This window comes from Vibrio sp. FF145 (assembly GCF_041439075.1).
Lineage (GTDB): Bacteria > Pseudomonadota > Gammaproteobacteria > Enterobacterales > Vibrionaceae > Vibrio > Vibrio tasmaniensis_A.
In genome coordinates, this window is the sequence record NZ_JBGONH010000004.1 from 91,269 (window position 1) to 113,398 (window position 22,130).

18 protein-coding genes, 2 tRNA genes and 3 pseudogenes are annotated in these 22,130 nt (G+C 43.8%); 13 read left to right on the forward strand and 10 right to left on the reverse strand.

The features are described 5' to 3' along the window. Positions 1–13: 13 nt before the first annotated feature. The 3 genes and pseudogenes from ACED42_RS02930 to yejK form a co-directional block, all read right to left on the reverse strand. Positions 14–379, reverse strand: a pseudogene (locus tag ACED42_RS02930) (Hpt domain-containing protein); the annotation flags it as partial. Positions 380–601: 222 nt separating this feature from the next. Continuing rightward, positions 602–1,384, reverse strand: a pseudogene (locus tag ACED42_RS02935) (Hpt domain-containing protein); the annotation flags it as partial. A gap of 96 nt (positions 1,385–1,480) precedes the next feature. Continuing rightward, a complete protein-coding gene (gene yejK / locus ACED42_RS02940) occupies positions 1,481–2,485 on the reverse strand; it encodes a nucleoid-associated protein YejK (protein WP_009848690.1) in 1,005 nt (334 codons plus the stop codon). An 84-nt stretch (positions 2,486–2,569) separates the two neighbouring features. On the opposite strand from yejK, the gene ACED42_RS02945 reads away from it, so the two are divergent. The 6 genes from ACED42_RS02945 to ACED42_RS02970 all read left to right on the forward strand — a co-directional run bounded on the left by ACED42_RS02945 (position 2,570) and on the right by ACED42_RS02970 (position 7,850). Next, positions 2,570–2,797: a YejL family protein gene (locus tag ACED42_RS02945; protein WP_004734063.1), complete on the forward strand. Its 228-nt coding sequence runs from the start codon at positions 2,570–2,572 to the stop codon at positions 2,795–2,797. A gap of 27 nt (positions 2,798–2,824) precedes the next feature. Continuing rightward, positions 2,825–4,621 carry a DUF3413 domain-containing protein gene (locus ACED42_RS02950; protein ID WP_065677925.1) on the forward strand — a complete coding sequence of 599 codons (1,797 nt, stop codon included), beginning with the start codon at positions 2,825–2,827 and terminating at the stop codon, positions 4,619–4,621. A gap of 138 nt (positions 4,622–4,759) precedes the next feature. Further along, positions 4,760–4,850, forward strand: a tRNA-Ser gene (locus ACED42_RS02955). Between the two features lie 414 nt (positions 4,851–5,264). Further along, positions 5,265–5,355, forward strand: a tRNA-Ser gene (locus ACED42_RS02960). An 85-nt stretch (positions 5,356–5,440) separates the two neighbouring features. Next, the gene (locus tag ACED42_RS02965; protein ID WP_371701334.1) at positions 5,441–6,697 is read left to right on the forward strand and encodes a tyrosine-type recombinase/integrase; all 1,257 of its coding nucleotides are present in this window, start codon (positions 5,441–5,443) and stop codon (positions 6,695–6,697) included. 385 nt (positions 6,698–7,082) lie between these two features. Next, a complete protein-coding gene (locus tag ACED42_RS02970; protein WP_371701336.1) occupies positions 7,083–7,850 on the forward strand; it encodes an alpha/beta hydrolase family protein in 768 nt (255 codons plus the stop codon). A gap of 139 nt (positions 7,851–7,989) precedes the next feature. On the opposite strand, the pseudogene ACED42_RS02975 reads toward ACED42_RS02970, so the two are convergent. Next, positions 7,990–8,133, reverse strand: a pseudogene (locus tag ACED42_RS02975) (IS110 family transposase); the annotation flags it as partial. Positions 8,134–8,286: 153 nt separating this feature from the next. On the opposite strand from ACED42_RS02975, the gene ACED42_RS02980 reads away from it, so the two are divergent. After that, positions 8,287–8,712 (forward strand): hypothetical protein, encoded by a 426-nt coding sequence (locus ACED42_RS02980; RefSeq protein ID WP_371701338.1) that lies wholly within the window; start codon positions 8,287–8,289, stop codon positions 8,710–8,712. Between the two features lie 376 nt (positions 8,713–9,088). Here ACED42_RS02980 and ACED42_RS02985 read toward each other — a convergent pair whose 3' ends face one another. Next, the gene (locus ACED42_RS02985; protein ID WP_371701340.1) at positions 9,089–10,009 is read right to left on the reverse strand and encodes a histone deacetylase; all 921 of its coding nucleotides are present in this window, start codon (positions 10,007–10,009) and stop codon (positions 9,089–9,091) included. Positions 10,010–10,120: 111 nt separating this feature from the next. On the opposite strand from ACED42_RS02985, the gene ACED42_RS02990 reads away from it, so the two are divergent. Genes ACED42_RS02990 through ACED42_RS03000 form a run of 3 tightly spaced genes read left to right on the forward strand, consistent with a single transcriptional unit; the run spans position 10,121 to position 11,967 of the window. Next, entirely contained in the window at positions 10,121–10,246 is a 126-nt protein-coding gene (locus tag ACED42_RS02990) for a hypothetical protein (protein WP_371701342.1), read from the forward strand. 25 nt (positions 10,247–10,271) lie between these two features. Then, positions 10,272–10,958 (forward strand): SDR family oxidoreductase, encoded by a 687-nt coding sequence (locus ACED42_RS02995; RefSeq protein ID WP_371701343.1) that lies wholly within the window; start codon positions 10,272–10,274, stop codon positions 10,956–10,958. A 7-nt stretch (positions 10,959–10,965) separates the two neighbouring features. Next, the gene (locus tag ACED42_RS03000; protein ID WP_371701345.1) at positions 10,966–11,967 is read left to right on the forward strand and encodes a DUF3080 domain-containing protein; all 1,002 of its coding nucleotides are present in this window, start codon (positions 10,966–10,968) and stop codon (positions 11,965–11,967) included. A gap of 39 nt (positions 11,968–12,006) precedes the next feature. On the opposite strand, the gene ACED42_RS03005 is transcribed toward ACED42_RS03000, so the two are convergent. The 3 genes from ACED42_RS03005 to ACED42_RS03015 form a co-directional block, all read right to left on the reverse strand. After that, positions 12,007–13,998 (reverse strand): DNA topoisomerase III, encoded by a 1,992-nt coding sequence (locus ACED42_RS03005; protein WP_371701347.1) that lies wholly within the window; start codon positions 13,996–13,998, stop codon positions 12,007–12,009. A 115-nt stretch (positions 13,999–14,113) separates the two neighbouring features. Then, entirely contained in the window at positions 14,114–14,662 is a 549-nt protein-coding gene (locus ACED42_RS03010; protein WP_012603510.1) for an NAD(P)H nitroreductase, read from the reverse strand. A gap of 199 nt (positions 14,663–14,861) precedes the next feature. Further along, entirely contained in the window at positions 14,862–16,871 is a 2,010-nt protein-coding gene (locus ACED42_RS03015; protein ID WP_029224084.1) for an NADPH-dependent 2,4-dienoyl-CoA reductase, read from the reverse strand. 279 nt (positions 16,872–17,150) lie between these two features. Here ACED42_RS03015 and sppA point away from each other — a divergent pair, with 279 nt between their 5' ends. Together sppA and ansA are read left to right on the forward strand one after the other, a co-directional pair. Beyond that, positions 17,151–19,001, forward strand: coding sequence for a signal peptide peptidase SppA (gene sppA, locus ACED42_RS03020; protein ID WP_371701350.1), 1,851 nt, complete (start codon positions 17,151–17,153; stop codon positions 18,999–19,001). Between the two features lie 118 nt (positions 19,002–19,119). Beyond that, on the forward strand, positions 19,120–20,136 hold the full coding sequence (gene ansA, locus ACED42_RS03025; RefSeq protein ID WP_012603507.1) for an asparaginase: 1,017 nt from the start codon (positions 19,120–19,122) through the stop codon (positions 20,134–20,136). Positions 20,137–20,284: 148 nt separating this feature from the next. Here ansA and ACED42_RS03030 read toward each other — a convergent pair whose 3' ends face one another. Next, positions 20,285–20,566 carry a YeaC family protein gene (locus ACED42_RS03030; RefSeq protein WP_009848655.1) on the reverse strand — a complete coding sequence of 94 codons (282 nt, stop codon included), beginning with the start codon at positions 20,564–20,566 and terminating at the stop codon, positions 20,285–20,287. Between the two features lie 113 nt (positions 20,567–20,679). On the opposite strand from ACED42_RS03030, the gene ACED42_RS03035 reads away from it, so the two are divergent. After that, positions 20,680–21,486, forward strand: a complete 807-nt coding sequence (locus tag ACED42_RS03035; RefSeq protein ID WP_371701384.1) for a DUF2989 domain-containing protein — start codon at positions 20,680–20,682, stop codon at positions 21,484–21,486. Between the two features lie 179 nt (positions 21,487–21,665). Here ACED42_RS03035 and msrB read toward each other — a convergent pair whose 3' ends face one another. Further along, entirely contained in the window at positions 21,666–22,064 is a 399-nt protein-coding gene (gene msrB / locus ACED42_RS03040; protein WP_009848657.1) for a peptide-methionine (R)-S-oxide reductase MsrB, read from the reverse strand. Between the last annotated feature and the right edge of the window lie 66 nt (positions 22,065–22,130).

Genomic DNA, 22,130 nt, shown 5'->3' on the forward strand with positions numbered 1-22,130 from the left:
AAACCTGTAAAAGTTAACGTTGGGTATTTAAATAGTCATGAGCAGAATCTACAGAGGCTTTTATCGCTAGCTCTAGTTCAGCTAAATCGTGCTCACTGATGGCTCTGGACTGCTTCATTGTCATTTCAATAGTCGCTGCAATGATCGCTAACCGAGACGCTTTGATGCTGCCAGCCACGCCTTTTAAGCTGTGCACAATGCGAGCAGCAGAGGTTTCATCCTTGGTGAGCAGAGATTTGAATCTGGTGTAGTCATCTGCGTGATCTTCGACAAAGACCCCTAGCAACAATTCAACAGACTCGGTATCGCCATCAAGAGTCTCTAGCATCTCTTCAATATCAATCGCTGGCTTTGAATCCGTAACACTGGCAATGTGCATCTCTGGCTCTTGCACTTGTTCTGGTGTTCGCTGAGTTGGGGGTTGCTGAATAGAGTTTTGCTGAACCGGAACTTGTGGAATAGGTTCTTGCAAAATCGGTTTTTGTGAAATAGCTTGCGGGCTTGTCGTGCAAGCACTCTGCTGAGGTTGAGCCTCTTCCTGACTTGAAGCGATAACTGGTTCCGATCTGAGTTCTTGTCCTACTTCTTTCTTCGATTTTTGGGACCTAACACTCCACAACACTAACGCAATCATTGCCACTAAGCTTAAACCTAGCATGAACAATAATAGGTTGTATTGACGATCATGGAACTCAGCTTCAAGTTTAATGATCTGTTCGTTTACTGAATTCTTCTTAATTTTATCGACTAAATAATTGAGCTGAGCGTAATCACTCAGCAATGCTGAAGCATCAGCCAGTAATTGTTGGAGTGCATCTTGCTCTTCGGATTTTAATGAATAAGATTTTTCAAGAATAGAATCAAAGGCGCGATAAGTTGCTGATGAACTTTGGTTATCGGAATACATCGCTTCAAAAACGACGACACCAAATTCGTTGAGTAGCGGCTTTAACTTAGGGGAAAGTTCAGTATCTGTGCGTAACACTTTGATGTTATCGACGATATATTGCACCTGACTTTCTATCGGAATGAATTCATCAAATTTTTCTAAAAATTGATCGGCAACGTAAAGCAGTTGGTTCACATCAGGGCGAAACAAGGCGTGTTGGAAATCAGATTCTATCTGCAGTCGGATCGAATAAACTAACTGAGCATCGAGTGCTAAATCATTAATACGAGAGACTCGCAGCGGCTCAGAGAAATAAAGCGATTGCCTCAGTTCATTAACGCGAATACCGAGCTCTTCAATTTGAGCGAGCGAGTGAGAGTAAGAACGGCTTAGATTAAGGAGTGCCAGTGAAGGAAGTAGCCACAGAGCCAAGAGTGCAACCAAAAAAGTGGCTGGTCTTTTAAAGCGATTGGGCTTTGCTACTGATTGTTCCATCGATATTCCTTGTTCATGCGAACTCTAAACCATTATGTTGCTAAACATAAACAAGCGACAACAACCGGCTGTCGCTTACTACCTAATAACTTCGGACTATGACTTATTGCGAGTCAGTTGATCACGTAGGTTCGGTGGCGTCCCTTTAATGGTTAGCGTGTCTGTCTCTGGATCGTAGAAGATACGCTCACCTAAAAGCAGACTATCAAAACTAACATTCAAACCGCCACCAGCACCAACAAATTTTGTTAGTTTACGCATAGTTGCGCGGTCTGCAGGGAAGCTGTCTTCCAACTCGTAGCCTTGCTCACTAGTATAGTCAAAGAAGCTTGTACCATCTGTGCTTGCTGGCAATTCTCCAGAAAGTTCACGAACTTGAACTTCATCACCCGCTTTAAGCTGTTCGTTACAGTAATCCGCAACTTGTTTTTTATAGCTGATCGCTTCTTCTTTCTCTAACTTAGAGTCAGAAACAAAGTCTTCTACCGCTTGCATCAATACTTGGTTTTGCTGCTTAGCATCCAAGCCTACTTCTGCTTGAAGGAAGTCTAAGAAGAAGTCAGCGACTTTACGACCAACGCGCCCTTTAATATAAGTAAGGTAACGGTTTGACTCTTTGTCTGTGTCGTATGTTGAAAGATCAAGGCGCGCAACAATATCCATCTTCGAGATATCCAGGTAATCCGTCGCACTAATATCTAGCCCTTCGGTCACTTTCAAACTTTGGTTAGAAGGCAGTAGTCCGATGAAAAGGTAGTCTGTCGCCAGTGATTGATATTCAGCCAGTACCAAAGTGCCTTCATCAGCAAAAGGATACTTTGAAAGCTCATCTTTTAGACGTAGCGCACTTTTTTGAGAGAAATCATAAAAACTTTGTTCTCCAGCTCGAAATTCATGCAACGACTGCTGGAATTCGCTGTCGGATTTGAAAGAACCAAATCCTTTACCTGCTTTTGAATTAAAAACTCGGTGAAGTTCCGCGACTAGGTTTTCAGATGCAGTATCGTTTTCTAGAGATTCAGCACGATAGTTAACAATCAGCTCTTCCTGATCGTTCTTGCTTAGCTGGTGTAAAATTACGTTGGAAAGGTGAAGGCTCATAGTGAAAATATTACCGTTCAGGTTTCAGTTGTTGTGCATAGTAGGTTATCATAAGCCGCTTTTACTATCATTATTAGAGTCCTTATGCCGATTATATCTAAATACACAGATGATCAAGTTGAAAAAATCCTAGCTGAAGTAGGTGCTGTACTGACTAAGCACAAAGCTTCACCTGAGCTTTCATTGATGATCGCTGGAAATATCGCAACCAATGTCTTAAATCAGAACGTTGCTGCTTCACAACGCAAAGGAATTGCTGAAAAATTTGCCGAAGCTTTAATTTCTTCTCTTGAAGATAAAAAGTCTCACTAAGTTTGATTGACGGAAAAAGAATTATAAATGGTAGACAGCGCAAACTCATATAGCGATCGTGTATCTCGACTGGTAGGTTGGGGCCACTGGTTTGCATTTTTCAACATCATTGCTGCGATGTTGATTGGTACTCGTTATATTACTCAATCTGCTTGGCCAGAAACCCTATTGGGTCAATTCTATTTGGCTGCATCATGGGTTGGTCATTTTGGATTTTTGGTGTTCGCGCTCTATCTATTAGTGCTGTTCCCACTCACTTTTATTCTTCCGTCGAGGAAGTTATTACGTTTGGTTGCCGTTATCTTCGCAACCATAGGTTTAACTGTCCTACTGATTGATACCCAAACGTATCAAAATATAAACCTCCACCTGACACCTGTCGTGTGGGAGGTTTTATTCAGTGGAGAGGAGTCTGCACTCACTTCTGATTTGCAGCACCTCTTCATTGTAATGCCACTAATTTTCTTATTGCAGTTAGGTCTGTCTGAGTGGGTTTGGCGTAAGCAACGTAAACTGTCTCATAAACACATTGGCCGTCCTATTACCGCCGTCTTCTTCTTGTGTTTCATCAGCAGCCACTTGACCTACATGTGGGCTGATGCGTATTTCTACAACCCAATTACAAGCCAGAAAGCGAATTTCCCACTGTCTTATCCTATGACAGCAAAAAGCTTTATGGAAAAGCATGGTCTATTAGACCGTGAAGAGTATTTGCAGCGTTTAGAAGCGAACCAAGAGAACGTAAACTTAGTTAGCTACCCACTAGAAAAAATTCAATACAACCGCCGCAGTGCTGATCTTAATATTCTGCTTGTGAGTGTAAATAATCTTCGCGCTGATGCACTCAATAGCACTGCGATGCCAAGCAGCTATGCCTATGCACAACAATCGATCAACTTTACCAATCACTACAGTTCAAGTAACGACATGTTTGGTATTTTCGGATTGTTCTATGGCCTTCCTAGCAGCTACGCAAGCAGCATCAAAGCACAAGGTTCGAGCGCAGTACTGCTCGATGTGCTAGATCATCACAATTATACACTTGCCGCTTTTAGCGGTGATGACTTTGACGACGCCCTTTACCCGGAAGTCATCTTCCGAGGCCGTGATGCGCTCCCAGAGCAAGCAACAGATGATGACCAAAGCGCAATACAAGCTTGGTCTGAATGGGTTCAATCACCACAAGCAAAAAGCCCTTGGTTTAACTTTATTGAACTAACAACGCTCGATAACTTCTCTAGTTACGAAACAGATGTAACGTTGACTACCGCTGAACGTTTTACTGCAGACTACCAAAAATCGACTCAAGCGGCTGATGTTCAGTTAGCGAAAATCTACGCAGAGTTGGAGCGCCTAGATCTTCAAGACAACACAGTGGTTATCATTACCTCTAACCATGGTACTGAATTTAACGAGACGAAAACCAACAGTTGGGGTGCAAACTCCAATTACAGTCGTTACCAACTACAAGTGCCTCTGTTCATCAAATGGCCAGGTAAGTCAGCATCTGAATATACTCACCGTTCTAGTCACCTAGATGTGTCAGTCACGCTAATGCAAGAGCTATTAGGTGTATCTTCGAACCCTACAGATTTTAGTAGTGGACGTAGCCTGTTTGATGAGCGTAGAAGAAAATGGATTCTTGCAGGAGACTCACGTGAACTTGCTCTTGTTACTGACCAACAAACAACGGTGTTAGATAAGTTTGGTAACTACAAATTGTACGATCAGAATTACAAACGTCTGAAAGATGTAAGCCCTCGCTTGCCAGTGTTGATGCAAGGCCTTACTGAGTTACAGCGGTTCTATACCAAAAATGACTAAATGATCATCAAAAAGAAAAGGGAAGCCAATGGCTTCCCTTTTTTATTGCCGTGAATGATTAGAAAACAAGCAACAAAACAAAATTATGAAAATTAAGGGTTTACAAGATCCTCTGCCCCTTATATTATTCACGCCACTGGAGGGATGGCTGAGTGGTCGAAAGCACCGGTCTTGAAAACCGGCAACCGTTAATAGCGGTTCTAGGGTTCAAATCCCTATCCCTCCACCACATTTAAGAAAGCCGCTGAGAAATCAGCGGCTTTTTTGCATCTGAAGCTTATCTAAAATATAAAGCTCATCTAACAAGACTCTCTACAGTCCCAGTTTCAAACTCATTCACTTTATACCTAGTTTTAAATTCCAAGCTCACCGTTCTAAACTAAAAGTTCATGCGCCTAAGCCACTCCCCTCATAACTTTGCCTGCAAACCAATTAGATACTTTTTTATGACACTGAAACACTTCGCGTATAACGAAAGTTGGGAATACTTGGCTTGTTGAATATTAGATTTTGTCTGCCTCTTAATAAACCGAACAACAAATAATCATTCAGAACAAAAACACACAAACTTGTTCATAAAAAAAGCAGTCAGTTAATAAGGGTATTTACAAGCGAATCACACCACTATATTATTTGCGGCACTGGAGGGATGGCTGAGTGGTCGAAAGCACCGGTCTTGAAAACCGGCAACCGTTAATAGCGGTTCTAGGGTTCAAATCCCTATCCCTCCACCACTCTTAAAGATTAAACCGCTGTTTTTACAGCGGTTTTTTCGTATCTAAAGCCTCGAAAATCATCTTGCACAGAAAGGTAGCACAGATGTACTTATTGAGACTTCCAAATAGCGTATACTACACACGCATCGCCACCCCACTTTCACTGCGTAGCAGCGGTTATCCCAAAGAGTTTAAATTCTCTCTTCTAACTCGTGAACGTAAAGTCGCTTACCTGAGAAATATCGAACAGGTTCAATTACTCCATGCTCTTTTCGACAGAGCCAAAGTCACTGCATTAAGTTTTGCCGATTTCAAAGCTGAGCTTACTCATAGTATTAATCAGTTGCGTCAAAGTTATCGTTCTCAACCAGAGACAACGACGAATGCACCAATACTGCGACCTGCCGTAGAAGCAAAGGCAACAGCGCCGAGACTAAGTGTTGGAAAAGAGGCGCTGGTTCAGTTCATTGAATCGAAGCAGCTTGAGAATGTGACCCGATTGACGATTAAACAGCTCCAGCAGCGTTGTAGTGATTTTCTAAACTATCTATTAAGCCAAGGGAAAGAAAAGCCAAGTAACAGCCTTGCCATGGCTTACAGAGATGAGCTGATACAGCGTAAGCTTAGCCATAAGAGCTTAAAAGACTATCTGGCCGCAAATCGGCAGTTCTTTAATTGGTGTGTGGCAAAAGAATTGATAGCAACTAATCCATTTATGGTGGTGAAGCTACCAAAAAATACAAATAGCTCAACTCAGCGTAGGCGTTGGAAAGCGATAGAGCTGAAGAAACTATTCTCTAGTCATGCCTATAGTGAGCAAGGTGAGCAATTTGACTGGATAACCAAGTTACAGATGCATCAAGGCTGCCGCCCTTCAGAGGCTTGTCAACTTCGCATCAAGGACATCACGTTAGGTCATACCCCTTGTATCCACTTTTCCGATGATGCGGAAAACCAACACCTAAAAAATGCGGCTTCCAACAGAGTTGTGCCAATACACCAGAAGTTGCTTCAATCACGCTTTCTTGATTATGTAGAGCAACGAAAACAACAAGGTGCTATTCAGCTTTTTGACCTAGTTCCCCGTGGAGACGACTTGGATTGGTCAAAAGATTACCGTGACGTTTTTGGTGATGTTCTTGATGCCTGTCATTTCAAAGCGGGACAACGCCCAACAGCCTATTCATTCCGTCATACCGTTGTTGATGAACTGCAAAAGGCGGGCATCGAAGAGCATGTGGTCGCTCAGATAATTGGGCATAAACACAATACGATGACCTACGGACATTATGCGAAACGGCTATCCCCAGAAGAGTTGGTTGATGCTGTGAATAGCTTTCAGTTGAGCACATCTCAGTAAAATAAGCTTGGCAGTAAACCGACAAAAACCGTGTCACTAAAAAGTGAGACGGTATAGCAACCCGTTGCGCTCCCGTCACACTTTTGCTTCGCAAAAGATGAACGTGAGCTGCGGGCAAGAGGCGAACCTCTTAACTCCCGACCATGGCTAGCCATGAACACCAACATGAAACTAGCCAACCCGACAGACAGCCCTGACTCAGAAATGCCCCATTGTTCGGTAAATCCTTTACTTATTCGCATGCTGTCAATTATGTTGATATAAATTCAGTTGCACAAAAAAGATAAAGAATGATAATTTGCCGTCTAATCAGCTTTAGCTGTTTTCTGAAGCTTAACGGTTTATCGTGCTCATAAACGAATATATTGAAATATAAGGGGCGTTCATGGAAGGTGTTGTAGTAGAAAAAAGTAAGATCGGTAAGGTTACGTATCTGCTCTATTGTAAAAAAGAGTCGGTAAATAATCCTTTAGTCATCATCTGTCACGGTTGGAGCAATGATAAATATGAAGGCTCTAATCTAGCTTTAAATTTGGCTCTTCAGAGTTATTCGGTTATCTGCTTTGATGCAGATAAACACGGCGAAAGAGATGATGGTAATGCTCGAAACGTTAGTAGTCATTCGAGATTTATCAAAAGAATGTCGGGGGTGATCAAGCAGAATTCAGATGACATAAATACACTCATTGAGCATTATCAGAAAGACGTTAGGATTGATCCATCGAGGATTGCGGTTGTGGGTATCTCTATGGGGGCAATGTCCACATTTTATTCTTTGACCAAAAATAAACGGATTAAAGTTGCGGTATCAATTCTCGGCTCTCCTGATTTTGTCGGCTTGGAGAAGTTCGCCTTAGAAGCCGATTCAGTTAATAAGACTCTTAGTGATGATGAGAAGTTAGCTATTAGGTATATGGCAGAGATTGATCCATGTTTGTACCTTATAGAAAATGAAAGCCGCCCTATGCTGATCATAAATGGTGAGAAAGATGATTGGGTTCCTGCTAATTTCGCGAAGGACTTTTATGAAAAAGTGAAGAGTAAATACGATAGAAACAATACTGAAATTGAGTTCAATTTAGTTGAGGAATCGCATTACTTTTCCAACGATATGCGAGATCACACGGTGAAATGGTTGAATAAAAATTTGTAAGCTAAAAAGTACATCTGTAGAAATAAACAGCCATACACAATTTAATGTATCCTAGATACTTTTTCTTATCTGATCGAAACGGTTTGGAGCAACACACCTGAAATACATTTGTCCAAAAATTTCATTTGCTGAGCTCTCACGCACAATGATGTGCACCAGAGTACGCCTCCATACCGATGAGGCAAGGCGGACACTTAGCTAATGTATTTAAGATTTTGTTTCTTTAGATATTTTTGCGTAGGACACACTTGCCATATGCATCGACACAGTGAATACTGAACATATTCTTGGTGAGGTCACGCCAATAGTTTGAATGGTGGACATAGTAACCTCCAGTTCTTCAGCGTTTACTGAGTAAGTATGGCGCGCCGAGTGTCAGGTAGAGGGAGTCCATATCATTTGTTATGCGTTACTCCAACTTGAGAAGGTAGTACAAGTGGAAAGTAGAGTTAAAAAATCAGTCCAGTATCTTGCCTTGGGTATTCTTATATATCCGTGTCTTTATATGCTACTCAATTTTATTATCCCGATACTAATGGCGACTTTGGGTGAAGGTGGTAGCTCATTGGTTGAAATTTTTGAGTCTTTCACCTGGTTTATAATGCCTTTTTTTTCGGTGCTCTACTTGTTAGCTTTCCACCATTTTTCGCCAGTGTTAGGTAAATGGCATCAACGGATTGGGTATACTTTGGTTTTAGCCGCTGTGCTAATCGAAATAGCGACGCCTTGGATGGAAACTGGTCTGGTGTTTAAGGTGGCATCTTTTCTATGTCAGCTTTTTGAGTTAGGCATTTTAGTTAGTTGTATGTTCGTTTTTAGTAGTAAGTTGGGGCCAGATTCTGAGCTTGGAAGAAATGCATAACAAATTAGGATTGAGCGCTGCGTAGTCAGCGTTAAGTCCCGAGAGTTGACAGGCCGAGCCTCTCTATAAGTAAATTTTGTGTTTTACTCTAGAAGGACGTATGCCTGAGTGTTTTTCTCCAAGCAAGGGCAACGTTAATAACGTTCCGCCCTAACTTACTAACATGTCAATCTGATATATCTTGACGTTAAACGGTGAAGTAAGGTTTAATCTGTACAAGACAAACGATTAAAATGATTTTCGATAACTCGATTAACCAATTGTAAAATAAGCATTTAATTTTTTGGTGGTTGGGTTCAAATCCCTATCCCTCCACCACATTAAAGAAAGCCGCTGAGAAATCAGCGGCTTTTTTGTATCTGGAGATCACACAAGTTCAGCTATTCACAGCCAATGCAGCGTTGAGTAACTGCATGTGAATCGGCACCAGATCTTGATGTTCAGTTCGATATCCACCACCGACTACACACGCCATCGGAATAGACTCTGATTTCGCTAATTCAATCATCAAACAGTCGCGTTCAAATATCCCTTTTGTCGAAACATTCAAGTAACCCAATTCATCGTCTTGATGGATATCGATCCCCGCATCATAAATAATCAGATCAGGTTGATGGTGAGCAATCGCTAACTTAGTAACTTGTTCAAAACAAAGTAAGAACTCTTCATCCTCTGTTTCACGACTTAACGGCACATCTAAATCAGATAACGGTTTACGCGCAGGGAAGTTCTTATCGCAGTGGAATGACAAAGTAATAATCTCATCGCTCTCTTGGCAAAGTGTCGCTGTACCATCGCCATGGTGAACATCACTGTCGACGATCAGCACTTTATCTATATGCTCAAAGGTTAATGCGTGCTTGGCCGCCAAGACCAGATCATTCAACAAACAGAAGCCACTGCCAAAATCTCGGTGCGCATGATGATAGCCACCGCTGAGATGAATCGCTAAACCACTCTCGATGGCCATTTCAGCGGCCAAGCAGGTTCCACCACTTGAATAGAGTGTCCTTTCTATAAGCTGTTCACTCCACGGAAAGCCGATACGTCTCATTTTTGCTGCTGGCAAATTTCCAGAAACTAGCAAATCGACATATTCACCATCGTGTACCTGCTTTACTTGTTCTACCGAAACAGGCATTGGCTGGAACATTTCGAATGCATTACCCCATTTTGGATCGCTATCCATGTGGTGCTTCACAGCACTGTGCAACAGTTGATATTTATTGATTGGATAACGATGCCCTTCTGGTAAAGGCAACTGAGAATAAATTGGATGGTAAATTAAAGGAGTCATAGATCGGGCGTATTACGTATCAATCTCAAAATCATAACAGTCTCAGACTTGGCGACAACCTTAATTAATGATAATAGTTATCATTACCTTTAATTAATTCCAGAGACAACAATGAAAAACGTAATACTCACCTGTGGTGTGATCTGTGGTTCGATGGCAGCAGTAATGATTTTTGTAGGTATGCTAATAGCCAGTTGGTGGAGCGTTGATTTTCTCGTGTTAAGCCATCAAACTTAACTAATTGAACTGAAAAGGAATCACCATGAGCGTTATTTTTATTACTGGAGCGAACCGCGGCATTGGCTTAAGTCTGACTCAACAATACTTGAAAGGTAATCACAAGGTGTACGCAACTTACCGTGACGCCAATTCAGCAAAAGAACTGCTCTCTCTCGCAGACCACAGTAGCAACCTGACCTGCATTCAATTAGAGATCACCGATTACCAAGCGGTGAGCCACCTCACTTCGCAAATAGAGTCGATTGATATCTTGATCAACAACGCTGGCTACTATGGCCCTAAAGGTTATGGTCTGGGTAATACCGATGTCGAAGAGTGGCGTCGTGTATTTGAAATCAACACAATTGCCCCATTGAAGCTTGTCGAGACTCTATTACCTCTTATAGAAAGTAGTGACGTCAAAAAGATCGCCTGTCTTTCATCTAGAGTCGGCAGCATGACCGAGAACACCTCAGGCGGCGGTTATATCTATCGTTCATCTAAAGCCGCTTTAAACTCCGTTGTGAAGAGCTTAAGTAACGACTTAACCGATAATGGCTTTACAGTGTTGGCGTTACATCCAGGGTGGGTACAGACCGAAATGGGCGGACCTAATGCTCTTATTGATACAGAGACTTCAGCTAAAGGCCTTGTGACTGTAATAGAGTCATCGAATACTGAAGTGAGTGGTCACTTCTTTAATTTCGATGGTAGCGAAATAGACTGGTAGCGATCACATGGATCGTCACGCTATCTCAAGCTTAATCGTACGTTCAACACTGTTGTGTCTGACCGTGGTGATCACTGGATGTTTCGATGACAGCCCACAGAACTACTTCGACGACTATCAGGCCAAAATCGCCAACGTGCAAGATGCTGACGAGATACAGGAAGACTGGGAGCTCGACAGCTTACCGAGAAAGCGAGAACTGTTTATTGAAGTTCCTTCGCTCTCTATCGGGCTTATCGACAGCTATCAACTTCGACAATGCGGATTATTCAACCTGATTGCAGAAAGAAACTCAGTACTTGGAAAAGTCGCCGACGAGTTCCGAAATTACGATTATCAAGTCGCTCTACTGGAAGGTGTTGGTCAATGTTTATCTAATAACGAATTAGATCCAGAGATCGTAGAATTACTCAAAGAAATCGAGCAGCAGAAGCTCGCACAATTTCCACTGCACCAATGGAATCTCATCTATGCCAGTGAAGCGATGCAGTCTCAAATGCGTGGAAGTCAGTGGTTGCGTGCTGATATCGGCGAACAAGTCCGACAGACAAGGGACGCCCTAGAGCATATTAACCGAGCGTTAAACACACCGCTCGTTTCGGGAAAGACTACTGAGGTTCAAGAAGTATTAGAAAAGAGCTCTACGCTCGGGGATTTATACTACTCGCTCACGCGAGCGTCGGCCGAACTTGATACCATCACCAAACAGCTGACAACTTTTAATCACAATATCATCTGTGGTAAACAACGAGACACGACCAAGTTTCGTTATCTCAACAATGTGTTCGAGCAGCAATATATAGGCAAAGTTCAGCCGTACATAGCGCAATTAGATGGCTACTATCAGCAGTTAGCCCCGCAACTTGGTATGTTTGACGCGCAACCTGACCTACACAGTTATTACTTTCCCATCAAAGATGCGCATAACGCCTTTCGATCATCCACTCGCCGCCATGTGGACTATTGGCAACAGCTGTTTAAGCGCTGCGGACGCAAGGTCGGACGTTAATTCCATTTTGGCAAAGAATCAGCCATTTACTCTCAGTTCCTAGCTTTTAGCGCCTTTCTTAGCATAGGTACCTTTCTTGGCATACGTACCTTTGTTGGCATAAGACTTCGCACCACCGCCTTTACGACGTTTAAAAGCCGGTCTTTCGACTTTAGGAAGATGACGCAGAGATTCAGGAACTTCACCTGTTTTTACCTTGCCCATCAAGCCATCAATCTTGCTTTCTAGTTCTTGCATGAAGGGTTGATACGCTTGGTTTCGTTCAGCCATACCTTGCAACTGATGCTCCCAGTGAGCGGTCATGTCTGGAAAGGTCGAGTCCTCAGGTAAGGCATGAATCAAACCTCTCCCCGCAGGGCTGCTATGAATGCTTTTACCTTGTCGAGTTAGTAGCTGTCTTTTGAACAGAGTATCGAGAATCCCCGCACGGGTTGCTTCTGTGCCGAGGCCATCAGTCTCTTTCAAGATCGCTTTGAGGTCTTTATTTGCCACAAAGCGTGCAATACCGGTCATCGCTTGTAACAAGGTCGCTTCGGTAAAGTGTTTTGGTGGCTCGGTTTTCTTATCGCCAATCACGCCTTCACGACAAGTCAGCACAGTCCCTTTATCTAGCGGTGGAACAGTGTCAGTACCATCACCTTTATCTTCGGTGTCCGTTTTCCCCATCAACACCTTCCAACCTGGGTTGATAAGCTGACGCCCTTTTGCGATGAACACACCACCAGCAATATCAAAGACCAGCTTGGCATCGGCAAAAATAGCAGGTGGGTAGAATTGCATTAGATACTGGCGAGCGATTTGCTGATAGATTTTCATCTCGTTGGCAGACAGGCCGTTCACCGATGACTTTTTCGGAGTAGGAATTATCGCGTGGTGAGCATCGACCTTGCTGTCGTTCCATGCTTTGGATTTAAGAGAAAGATCCGCACCTTGAGCACCACTTTGCAGCTCTTTCGCATTGTTAGCGATGGCATCCACGACCAACTCTCTTTGCGAGTAGTGATCCTTAGGTAGATAGCGGCTATCAGAACGTGGGTAAGTGATGAGTTTGTGTTTCTCGTACAACGACTGACAAGTGTCGAGAACCTGCTGAGCACTCATACCAAAACGCTTAGACGCATCAATCTGCAAAGCTGACAACGAATAAGGCAGTGGCGCAGCTTGTTTACTTTGCTTTTGCTCTGATTCCGTCACCGTTGCAGGTTGATTCGCAATTCGCTGAGCCACGTTCTCAACCAGTTTTCGATTGAGCACCCGGCCTTCTTCATCTTGCCATGGCTTACATGCTTCGCTTGGTTTCCAACGCGCTCGAATATCAAAGCTCTGCCCGTTGTTTTGGTAAGGGATCAGCGCATGCAGAGTGAAGTAATCTTTCGGAATGAAGTTTTCGATCTCTTCATCACGCCTTACGACCAAACCAAGTACAGGCGTTTGCACTCGCCCTACCGACAACACGCCTTGGTAACCCGCCTTTTGACCAAGCAAGGTATACGCGCGAGTCATGTTCATGCCATACAGCCAATCGGCTCTAGAGCGCGCCAATGCAGAAATAGAAAGTGGAATAAAATCGCGGTTACTCCGCATCTGAGAGAGCGCACGCTTTACCGCTGGTAAGTTCAAATCGCTGATCAGCAGCCTGTCCATCGACTCTTTCTTGGCCTTAGACACCTTGCAGTAATCAATCACTTCATCCACCAGCAGCTGCCCTTCTCTATCCGGGTCTCCCGCATGGACAATTTGGGTCGCGTCCTTCAATAGCTTTCGGATCACCGTGAGCTGTTTGCTTGACGTTTTACGCGGTCTTAGCTGCCATTGCTCTGGCACAATAGGGAGATCGGCTAGGTTCCACTTCTTATAACGGTCGTCATAAGCGTCCGGCTCAACTTGCTCCAATAAGTGTCCAATACACCAAGTCACCACATCCCCATTGCCACATTTGATAAACCCTTGGTCTTTCTTCTGTGGATTAGGCAATGCAGCGGCGATCGCACGGCCTAGGCTTGGTTTTTCAGCAATAATAAGGCGAGACATGTTTTTCCAGATGCTACAAACAATTAGAGCCACATTATCTAATGTGGCCCTAATAAATCAAGAAAAACTGGTTGTTTATACAGTTAGCATTCCACTATTCACGATTCTATTTGCTCTATAAGAATTCGACGAACTTTGAGAAGTCGCGCTCTGGCACTTTCATTGGTGTGCAGCCCGGAGTGCCTAGGTATAGGAAACCAACAATTTCATCGTCGCCTTCTAGGCCGAAAGCTTGGTGTACTTCAGGGTGGAACATCCATTTACCTGAACGCCAAAAACCTTGGAAACCTTGAGCGACGGCTGCCATTTGCATTGCTTGCGCAGCACAACCCGCAGAAAGGTGTTGTTCGAATGCTGGCACTTTTTCGTGCTCAGTTACCTTTGCGATGATAGTGATCACCATTGGAGCTCGAAACGGCGCTTTTTTTACTTTCTCGATAACCGCTTCTTCGCTTTTATCCGCTTCGGCAGCACGAACCAAGATGTCTGAGAGTTTCTGTAGCCCTGAACCTTGTGCGATAACAAAGCGCCATGGTGTCAGTGCGCCATGGTCTGGAGCTCGTAAACCCGCTTTGATGATGTTTTCTAACGCGACACCTTCAGGTGCTGGATCAGAGAGTTTTGCGATAGAGCGTCTGTTGAGCAATAGATCCAAAGCATCCATTTGAAGTCCTTACTAATTTTTATTGTTTGTATAGTTGAACTGTAGCACAGAATACAAACGATAATAAATCTCAACGGCTGTCCAATTGACACAATAGTTCAAACGGTATTGGAAACAATAAAGGCTCCTAAATCTATGACTTAGGAGCCTTATTTACAGGTTTCGTTCAAGTTTATAAGCGAATGTATTCTGTTTGTTGTTAGAGCTTAATCGCTAACTCAACACCTTGGCGAATAGCACGTACCGCATCAAGTTCACCCGCGTAATCAGCACCACCGATCACGTGAAGTTTGCCACCAAACTCTTGCCACATATCTTCAAACGGGCGAACAGAAACTTGACCCGCACACACGATAACGGAATCGGCATCGAGTACCTGATCTTTCTTACCAACGCTAATATGCAGACCTTGGTCGTCAATCTTGTTGTAGCTCACGCCACCAAGTAAGTTCACACCACGTTTTTCTAATGTGCGTTTATGAATCCAACCTGTAGTCTTACCCGGGCCTTTACCCACTCGACCGGCTTTACGCTGCATCACCCAAACCGTTTTATCACTGAACGAATCAGGGTAAGGATAAAGTCCACCTGGGTGCTCCATATTCTTATCAATGCCCCACTCATGCAGCCAGTCGTCCAAGCTATGAGAAGTCGGCTCTGTCAGCATAGTTGCCACATCAATACCAATACCACCGGCACCAACAATCGCGACTTTTTCGCCTACTGGTGTCTTTTCACGAATCAAGGTTTGGTAGTCGACTACGTTTTCTTGATCTATCCCTTCAATATCAAGCTTTCTGGGTTCAACACCAGCAGCCATCACGACTTCATCGTACTTCAACAACATCTCAAACGTCGCTTCAGTATCCAGTTTTAAGTTCACGCCTGATGCATCTATTTGGTTAGCAAAGTAACGAATCGTTTCTCTGAACTCTTCTTTACCCGGAATCTGCATTGCCAATCTAAATTGTCCACCGATGCGGTCATTTTTCTCTATCAGATCAACCTTATGCCCACGCTGTGCCAACGTTGTTGCACAAGCTAAACCTGCTGGCCCAGCACCGACGACGGCAATGGTTTTGGTTGCTTGAGCTGGTTGCACAACAATTTCAGTTTCGTAACAAGCGCGAGGGTTCACCAAGCAGCTCGCTCGTTTGCCTTTGAATACGTTATCAAGACACGCTTGGTTACAACCGATACAGGTGTTAATGAACTGCGCTTGGTCTTGAGCGGCTTTATTAACAAAGTCAGGGTCAGCCAAGAATGGACGAGCCATTGATACCATGTCGGCCTGTCCTGAACTGAGGATACGTTCGGCCTCTTCTGGCGTGTTGATTCGGTTACACGTCACCACTGGGATCGACACGTATGGTTTTACTTTTTCCGTCACCCAAGAGAATGCCCCTCTTGGAACTTGTGTCGCAATAGTTGGGACACGAGCTTCATGCCAACCAATACCGGTATTAATAATGGTCACGCCCGCTTCTTCTAGCTTCTGAGCCAGAAGTACAACATCTTCGAATGTGCTGCCTTGCTCAACCAAATCCAGCATCGATAAACGGAAAATAATGATGAAATCTTTACCCACCGCTTCGCGAATCGATTTAACGATCTCTAGCGGGAAACGCATACGCTTCTCATAAGAACCGCCCCATTCGTCATAACGCATGTTGGTACGTTTACAGATAAATTGGTTAATCAAGTAGCCTTCAGAGCCCATAATCTCGATGCCGTCATAGCCAGCAACCTGAGCTAGCTCTGCACTGTTGGCAAAGGCACCTATGGTCTTTTTAATTTGACGAGGGCTCATCTCACTCGGTGCAAACTTAGCGATTGGCGCTTTGATGCCCGAAGCACTTTGCGCGAATGGGTGCATGGCATAGCGGCCAGCATGCAGCAACTGAAGGGCAATTTTACCGCCATGCTTATGCACGGCCTCGGTAACAACTTGGTGAGCTTTTGCGTGCTTAACTTTACTGAACTCAGCACTAAATGGGGTCAATCTACCACGTAAATTAGGAGAGAAACCACCGGTAACAATAAGGCCAACGCCTCCTTTTGCTCGCTCTTCATAAAACGCGGCAAGCTTGTGGAGGCCTTCTTTATTTTCTTCTAAACCCGTGTGCATTGATCCCATCAATACACGGTTACGTAACTGAGTAAATCCAAGATCGAGTGGTTCGAGTAAATGTGGGTACATGGCAGACATCACTTCTATTATTATATCCTTGTGGTCAGACCACAATATAACTCAATTACCAAAAGTTCAAACAACCGTTTACATTTTTGTAACACCGATCATAATGCAGGACGCATTAAACCTTCAAAAGTCCTTAATATGACTACACTTAATGAGAATATATATCGATTAGCAATTCTTGGTGTAGTTTGAGCTAGGGAATTATCGTAGGATATCAAGCAGTTCATATTATTGAGATTAATGGTACTACAGCTTGTTAAAGCGACGTGATCTCACTGCGGAGACAGAATGAAAAAAATATTCAAATTTATAGGCATCATCTTTAAAGGGATTTGGAAGCTCATCACGTTTGTGCGTCTTGCGCTGGTTAACCTTTTCTTTTTACTCAGTATCGCCATCATCTACTTTGTATACTTCCACTCAGACACAACTCAACCCACTATTCCACAGGAATCGGCTTTAGTGCTTAACCTGTCTGGTCCTATCGTGGAGCAAAGTCGCTATATCAATCCGATGGATTCAGTCACGGGTTCACTGCTTGGCAAAGACCTTCCAAAAGAGAACGTCCTGTTTGATATTGTTGAAACGATTCGCTACGCCAAAGACGATGACAAGGTAACTGGTATCGTTTTAGCACTCAAAGAACTGCCAGAAACCAATCTGACCAAGCTGCGCTACATAGCTAAAGCACTTAACGAGTTCAAAGCAACTGGCAAACCAATTTATGCGGTGGGTGACTTTTATAACCAAAGCCAATACTACCTAGCCAGCTACGCAACTAAAGTCTTCTTATCGCCTGACGGCGGCGTGCTGCTTAAAGGCTACAGTGCTTACTCGCTGTTCTACAAAACGTTATTAGAGAAGCTGGACGTAAATACACATGTATTCCGCGTCGGTACTTATAAGTCTGCAATCGAACCTTTCATTCGCGACGATATGTCAGACGCAGCGAAAGAGTCAGCTTCTCGTTGGTTGGGTCAACTGTGGGGAGCATACGTTGATGACGTAAGCAACAACCGCCAGATCGATGCTAAAACCTTGAACCCAAGCATGGACTCTTTCTTAAAAGACCTTGAGTCGGTTGATGGCGATATCGCAAAACTGGCAGAGAAGCTTGGTTTAGTTGACGAACTGGCAACTCGCCAACAAGTTCGTCTAGAGCTCGCAGACGTCTTCGGCAGTGACGGTCAAGACAGCTATAACGCGTTGGGGTACTACGAGTACCGTACAACTATGCTTCCAGACCTAACAAGTGAATCGCACGATGTCGCTGTAATTGTTGCTAGCGGCGCAATTATGGATGGCAAACAGCCACGTGGCACCGTTGGTGGTGATACCACGGCCGCACTACTTCGCCAAGCGCGCAACGACGACAAAGTAAAAGCGGTTGTACTTCGTGTAGACAGCCCAGGTGGTAGCGCATTTGCTTCAGAAGTTATCCGCAATGAAATAGAAGCGATCAAGCAAGCAGGTAAACCTGTTGTGGTTTCTATGTCTAGCCTGGCTGCTTCTGGTGGTTATTGGATCTCGATGGGCGCAGACAAGATTTTGGCTCAACCAACCACACTAACAGGCTCGATCGGTATCTTCAGTGTTATCACGACCTTTGAGAAAGGCTTGAACGATATCGGCGTTTACACCGATGGCGTTGGTACGTCGCCTTTCTCTGGTCTTGGTATTACAACTGGACTAAGCGAAGGTGCGAAAGACGCTTTCCAAATGGGCATTGAAAACGGTTACCGCCGATTCATCAGCCTAGTTGGAGAAAACCGTGGCATGGAAGTCGATGCTGTCGACAAGATTGCTCAAGGCCGAGTATGGACAGGGCAAGATGCAATCGAGAAAGGTCTAGTCGATGAAATTGGTGATTTTGATGATGCGATTACAGCTGCAGCTTCACTTGCAGAGCTTGAAACCTACAACATTTACTGGGTAGAAGAGCCTCTTTCAGCCACTGAACTATTTATTCAAGAATTTATGAACCAAGTTCAGATGTCGATAGGCCTTGATATTCAGTCAATGATTCCAAGCAGTTTACAGCCTGTTACTCAACAGTTAGCTCAAGATAGCCAACTGTTAGGTAACTTTAACGACCCACAAGGTCGATATGCTTTTTGCTTAAACTGCCAAGTTCAATAAGATAAGCTCAACGCTTTGTTATCAAGAGGCGCCTCTGTGTGAGGCGCCTCTTTTTATTGCATGATAATTCGCTATAATCGCCCCCCTGTTCCCTATATCACACTAAGTATTAATCGCCATGGAAAGAAAACACATCTATATCGCGTATACCGGCGGCACAATTGGCATGCAGAAGTCTTTGGACCACGGCTATGTCCCAGTCGCAGGTTTTATGGATAAGCAGCTAGCTGGCATGCCTGAATTCCATCGCCCAGAAATGCCTGAGTACACCATTCATGAATACTCTCCATTAATGGACTCTTCAGATATGACGCCACTTGATTGGCAGACTATCGCTGATGATATTCGCGCTAACTACGATAAGTACGATGGTTTCGTTATCCTACACGGTACAGACACAATGGCTTACACCGCCTCTGCTCTGTCTTTCATGCTGGAAAACCTCGGCAAACCTGTGATTGTTACGGGCTCTCAGATCCCATTGGCAGAGTTACGTTCAGACGGACAAGCAAACCTGCTAAATGCTCTGCACATTGCAGCGAACTACCCGATCAACGAAGTGACACTGTTCTTCAACAACAAGTTGATGCGCGGTAACCGCAGTACAAAATCACACGCTGATGGCTTCAATGCGTTTACCTCTCCAAACCTAACTCCATTGCTAGAAGCGGGTATCAATATCCAGATCAGCAATAACGTTAAGGTAAACGAACAACCCGAAGGTGCTTTCAAGGTTCATAACATTACTCCGCAACCCATCGGTGTAATTACAATGTACCCAGGAATCTCGCATGAGGTGATTCGCAACACGCTACTACAGCCTGTAAATGCAATGATTCTGCTTACTTTTGGTGTTGGCAACGCACCGCAAAATCAAGAACTACTTCAACACTTAAAAGATGCCTCAGAACGAGGTGTGATTGTGGTGAACCTAACTCAGTGTTTGGCAGGTAAAGTCAACATGGGTGGTTACGCGACGGGTTGTGCACTAGCAGAATCGGGCGTTATCAGTGGTTACGATATGACACCAGAAGCGGCACTGGCGAAATTACATTATCTATTGAGCCAAGATTTAAGCTACGAAGAAGTGAAAGCTCAAATGCAACAAGTGTTACGCGGTGAGATGAGCTTATAAGCCTATCCTGCGATTCGTTTAGCCGAGGGCTTACCTTTAATCAAGCCCCTCACGTAAACCTGAACTAAATCGTATTATTGTTTATAAATAAACAGCTTAACTGTAAAAAAGGGGTGGCACTGTGCCACCCCTTTGTTGTAATTTAAGCCTAATGATTAGGATTAACTCTAACAATATCTTCTTGGTCGGACTTAAACTGCTTCTTTAGTTCAGACTTTGATTTAAAGCTAATTTCTCCGCCGGCTGCAATTGTCATATGTTGAGCTTCAGAGTTATGTTTCGATTGATACAACATAACCGCCTGCATACACGAGTCGCGCTGTTCTTTAGAGAGCGCCGTTCCTTCTGGCCATTTCCCCGTTTCAACTGCATAGTTTAAACGTTCGTAGACCTCGGGGGTCATTGCGCTAAGAAGTTGTTCTGCATCCATGGTAAGGCCTTAGTTTTAACAATTTTCACCAGAAAATAACCCGTATCAGAATTGAGTCAAGAACCTGACTGAAAATAAGTGTATTTGATCACAAGTGAAGGAATATGAAAATTATGAAATGGTTGGTACTAAGCCTATTGCCTTTCACTCTGGTTGGGTGTTTTGACGGGAACAAAAATACCGCTCAATTGTGCGAAAGCAACCCGTGGCTTCAGTGTGAAAAGTTAAATATGAACGACGGACAGTGCCGTGTCGCACGTACCGACCTCGTCTGGCATCGATTTGAAGCAAAAGAAAACCCCAGCGATACCAATAAGATTAAAGAGTTCGAATTAGTCTCTGCCTACAAAAAGTGTCTAGAGCTTGCAGCACAGATCGAAACGATTGATCAATCCAAACTTCAAGAACGTCGCTTCATCTCCTTAATGAATAGTATCGAAGAGTCTGAACGTATTGTTGACGAACTCTCGCGATCAAATACCCCGGAAACGCTTTATTTTATGTGGTCACAAACTGGGGATACCAACGCAAGACGCAGCTTCCTGCAATTAGAAGGGACAGAAGCATTAAACACAGCAGAGATGCAATATGCGCTAGCCACTTTTTATACTACCCGTGACCATGAAAAGACGCTTAAGCTACTCAACAATGCGTTAACGCTTTCTAATGGTTCGAAGGTCAACACCGAGATCTTCAAATCGATGGCGAGTATCAACCACAGCCTAGGTCATATGGAAAAAGCGTACGTCTGGGCAATGGTTGCCAAGAACTTTGATGTGCCTATTGCTTCTGAAGCAGAACTTACCGTGTTGTACCGTTTCGATGAGTCAACATACGAACAACTGAATCAAGACGCGGACAATATAGTAGAAGCTATTGAAGATGAGGTTTACAGCGCTTCAATCGTCCCTCGTTATTGATCGCACTGTTCTCGTTTTCTAGTCCAAACGTTCTATTCACGAGCTTTCAAAAAAACAGCTACCATGATGGTAGCTGTTTTTGTTTGTGCTAGAAATAACTCTGAAATACTGATCTATTGGGCGGTTCAGTACCACTCAATCAACAAATACGCCTGTAAGGATTAGACAATTGTGACAAGTTATTTGGTAGTTTCGTCATTTTTGTTGAAAATTAACGACACAGAATTAACACAGAACCGTTCACCGGTTGTCTTCGGACCATCAGGAAAAACGTGACCTAAATGGCTATCACAAGCGGTACAACGGATCTCTACACGCTTCATTCCGTGACTTAGATCTTCTATATAGCGTACTGCTTCATCATTCACTGGGGCATCAAAGCTTGGCCAACCGCACCCTGAATCATATTTGTTATCCGACAGAAACAAAGGGCTTTCACAGCATGTGCAGCTATAGACACCCGTCTTATGGTTGTGCAGTAACTTACCGCTATATGGGGCTTCGGTACCACGTTGACGACACACAGAAAATTCATCGTCCGTTAGGCGTTCACGCCAGTATTCATCAGGCTTTATCATATTTCCTCCCTTTTGAATCACGTTAATATCTCTCCACATTATCAGTTATTATATTTACTTTTTTCT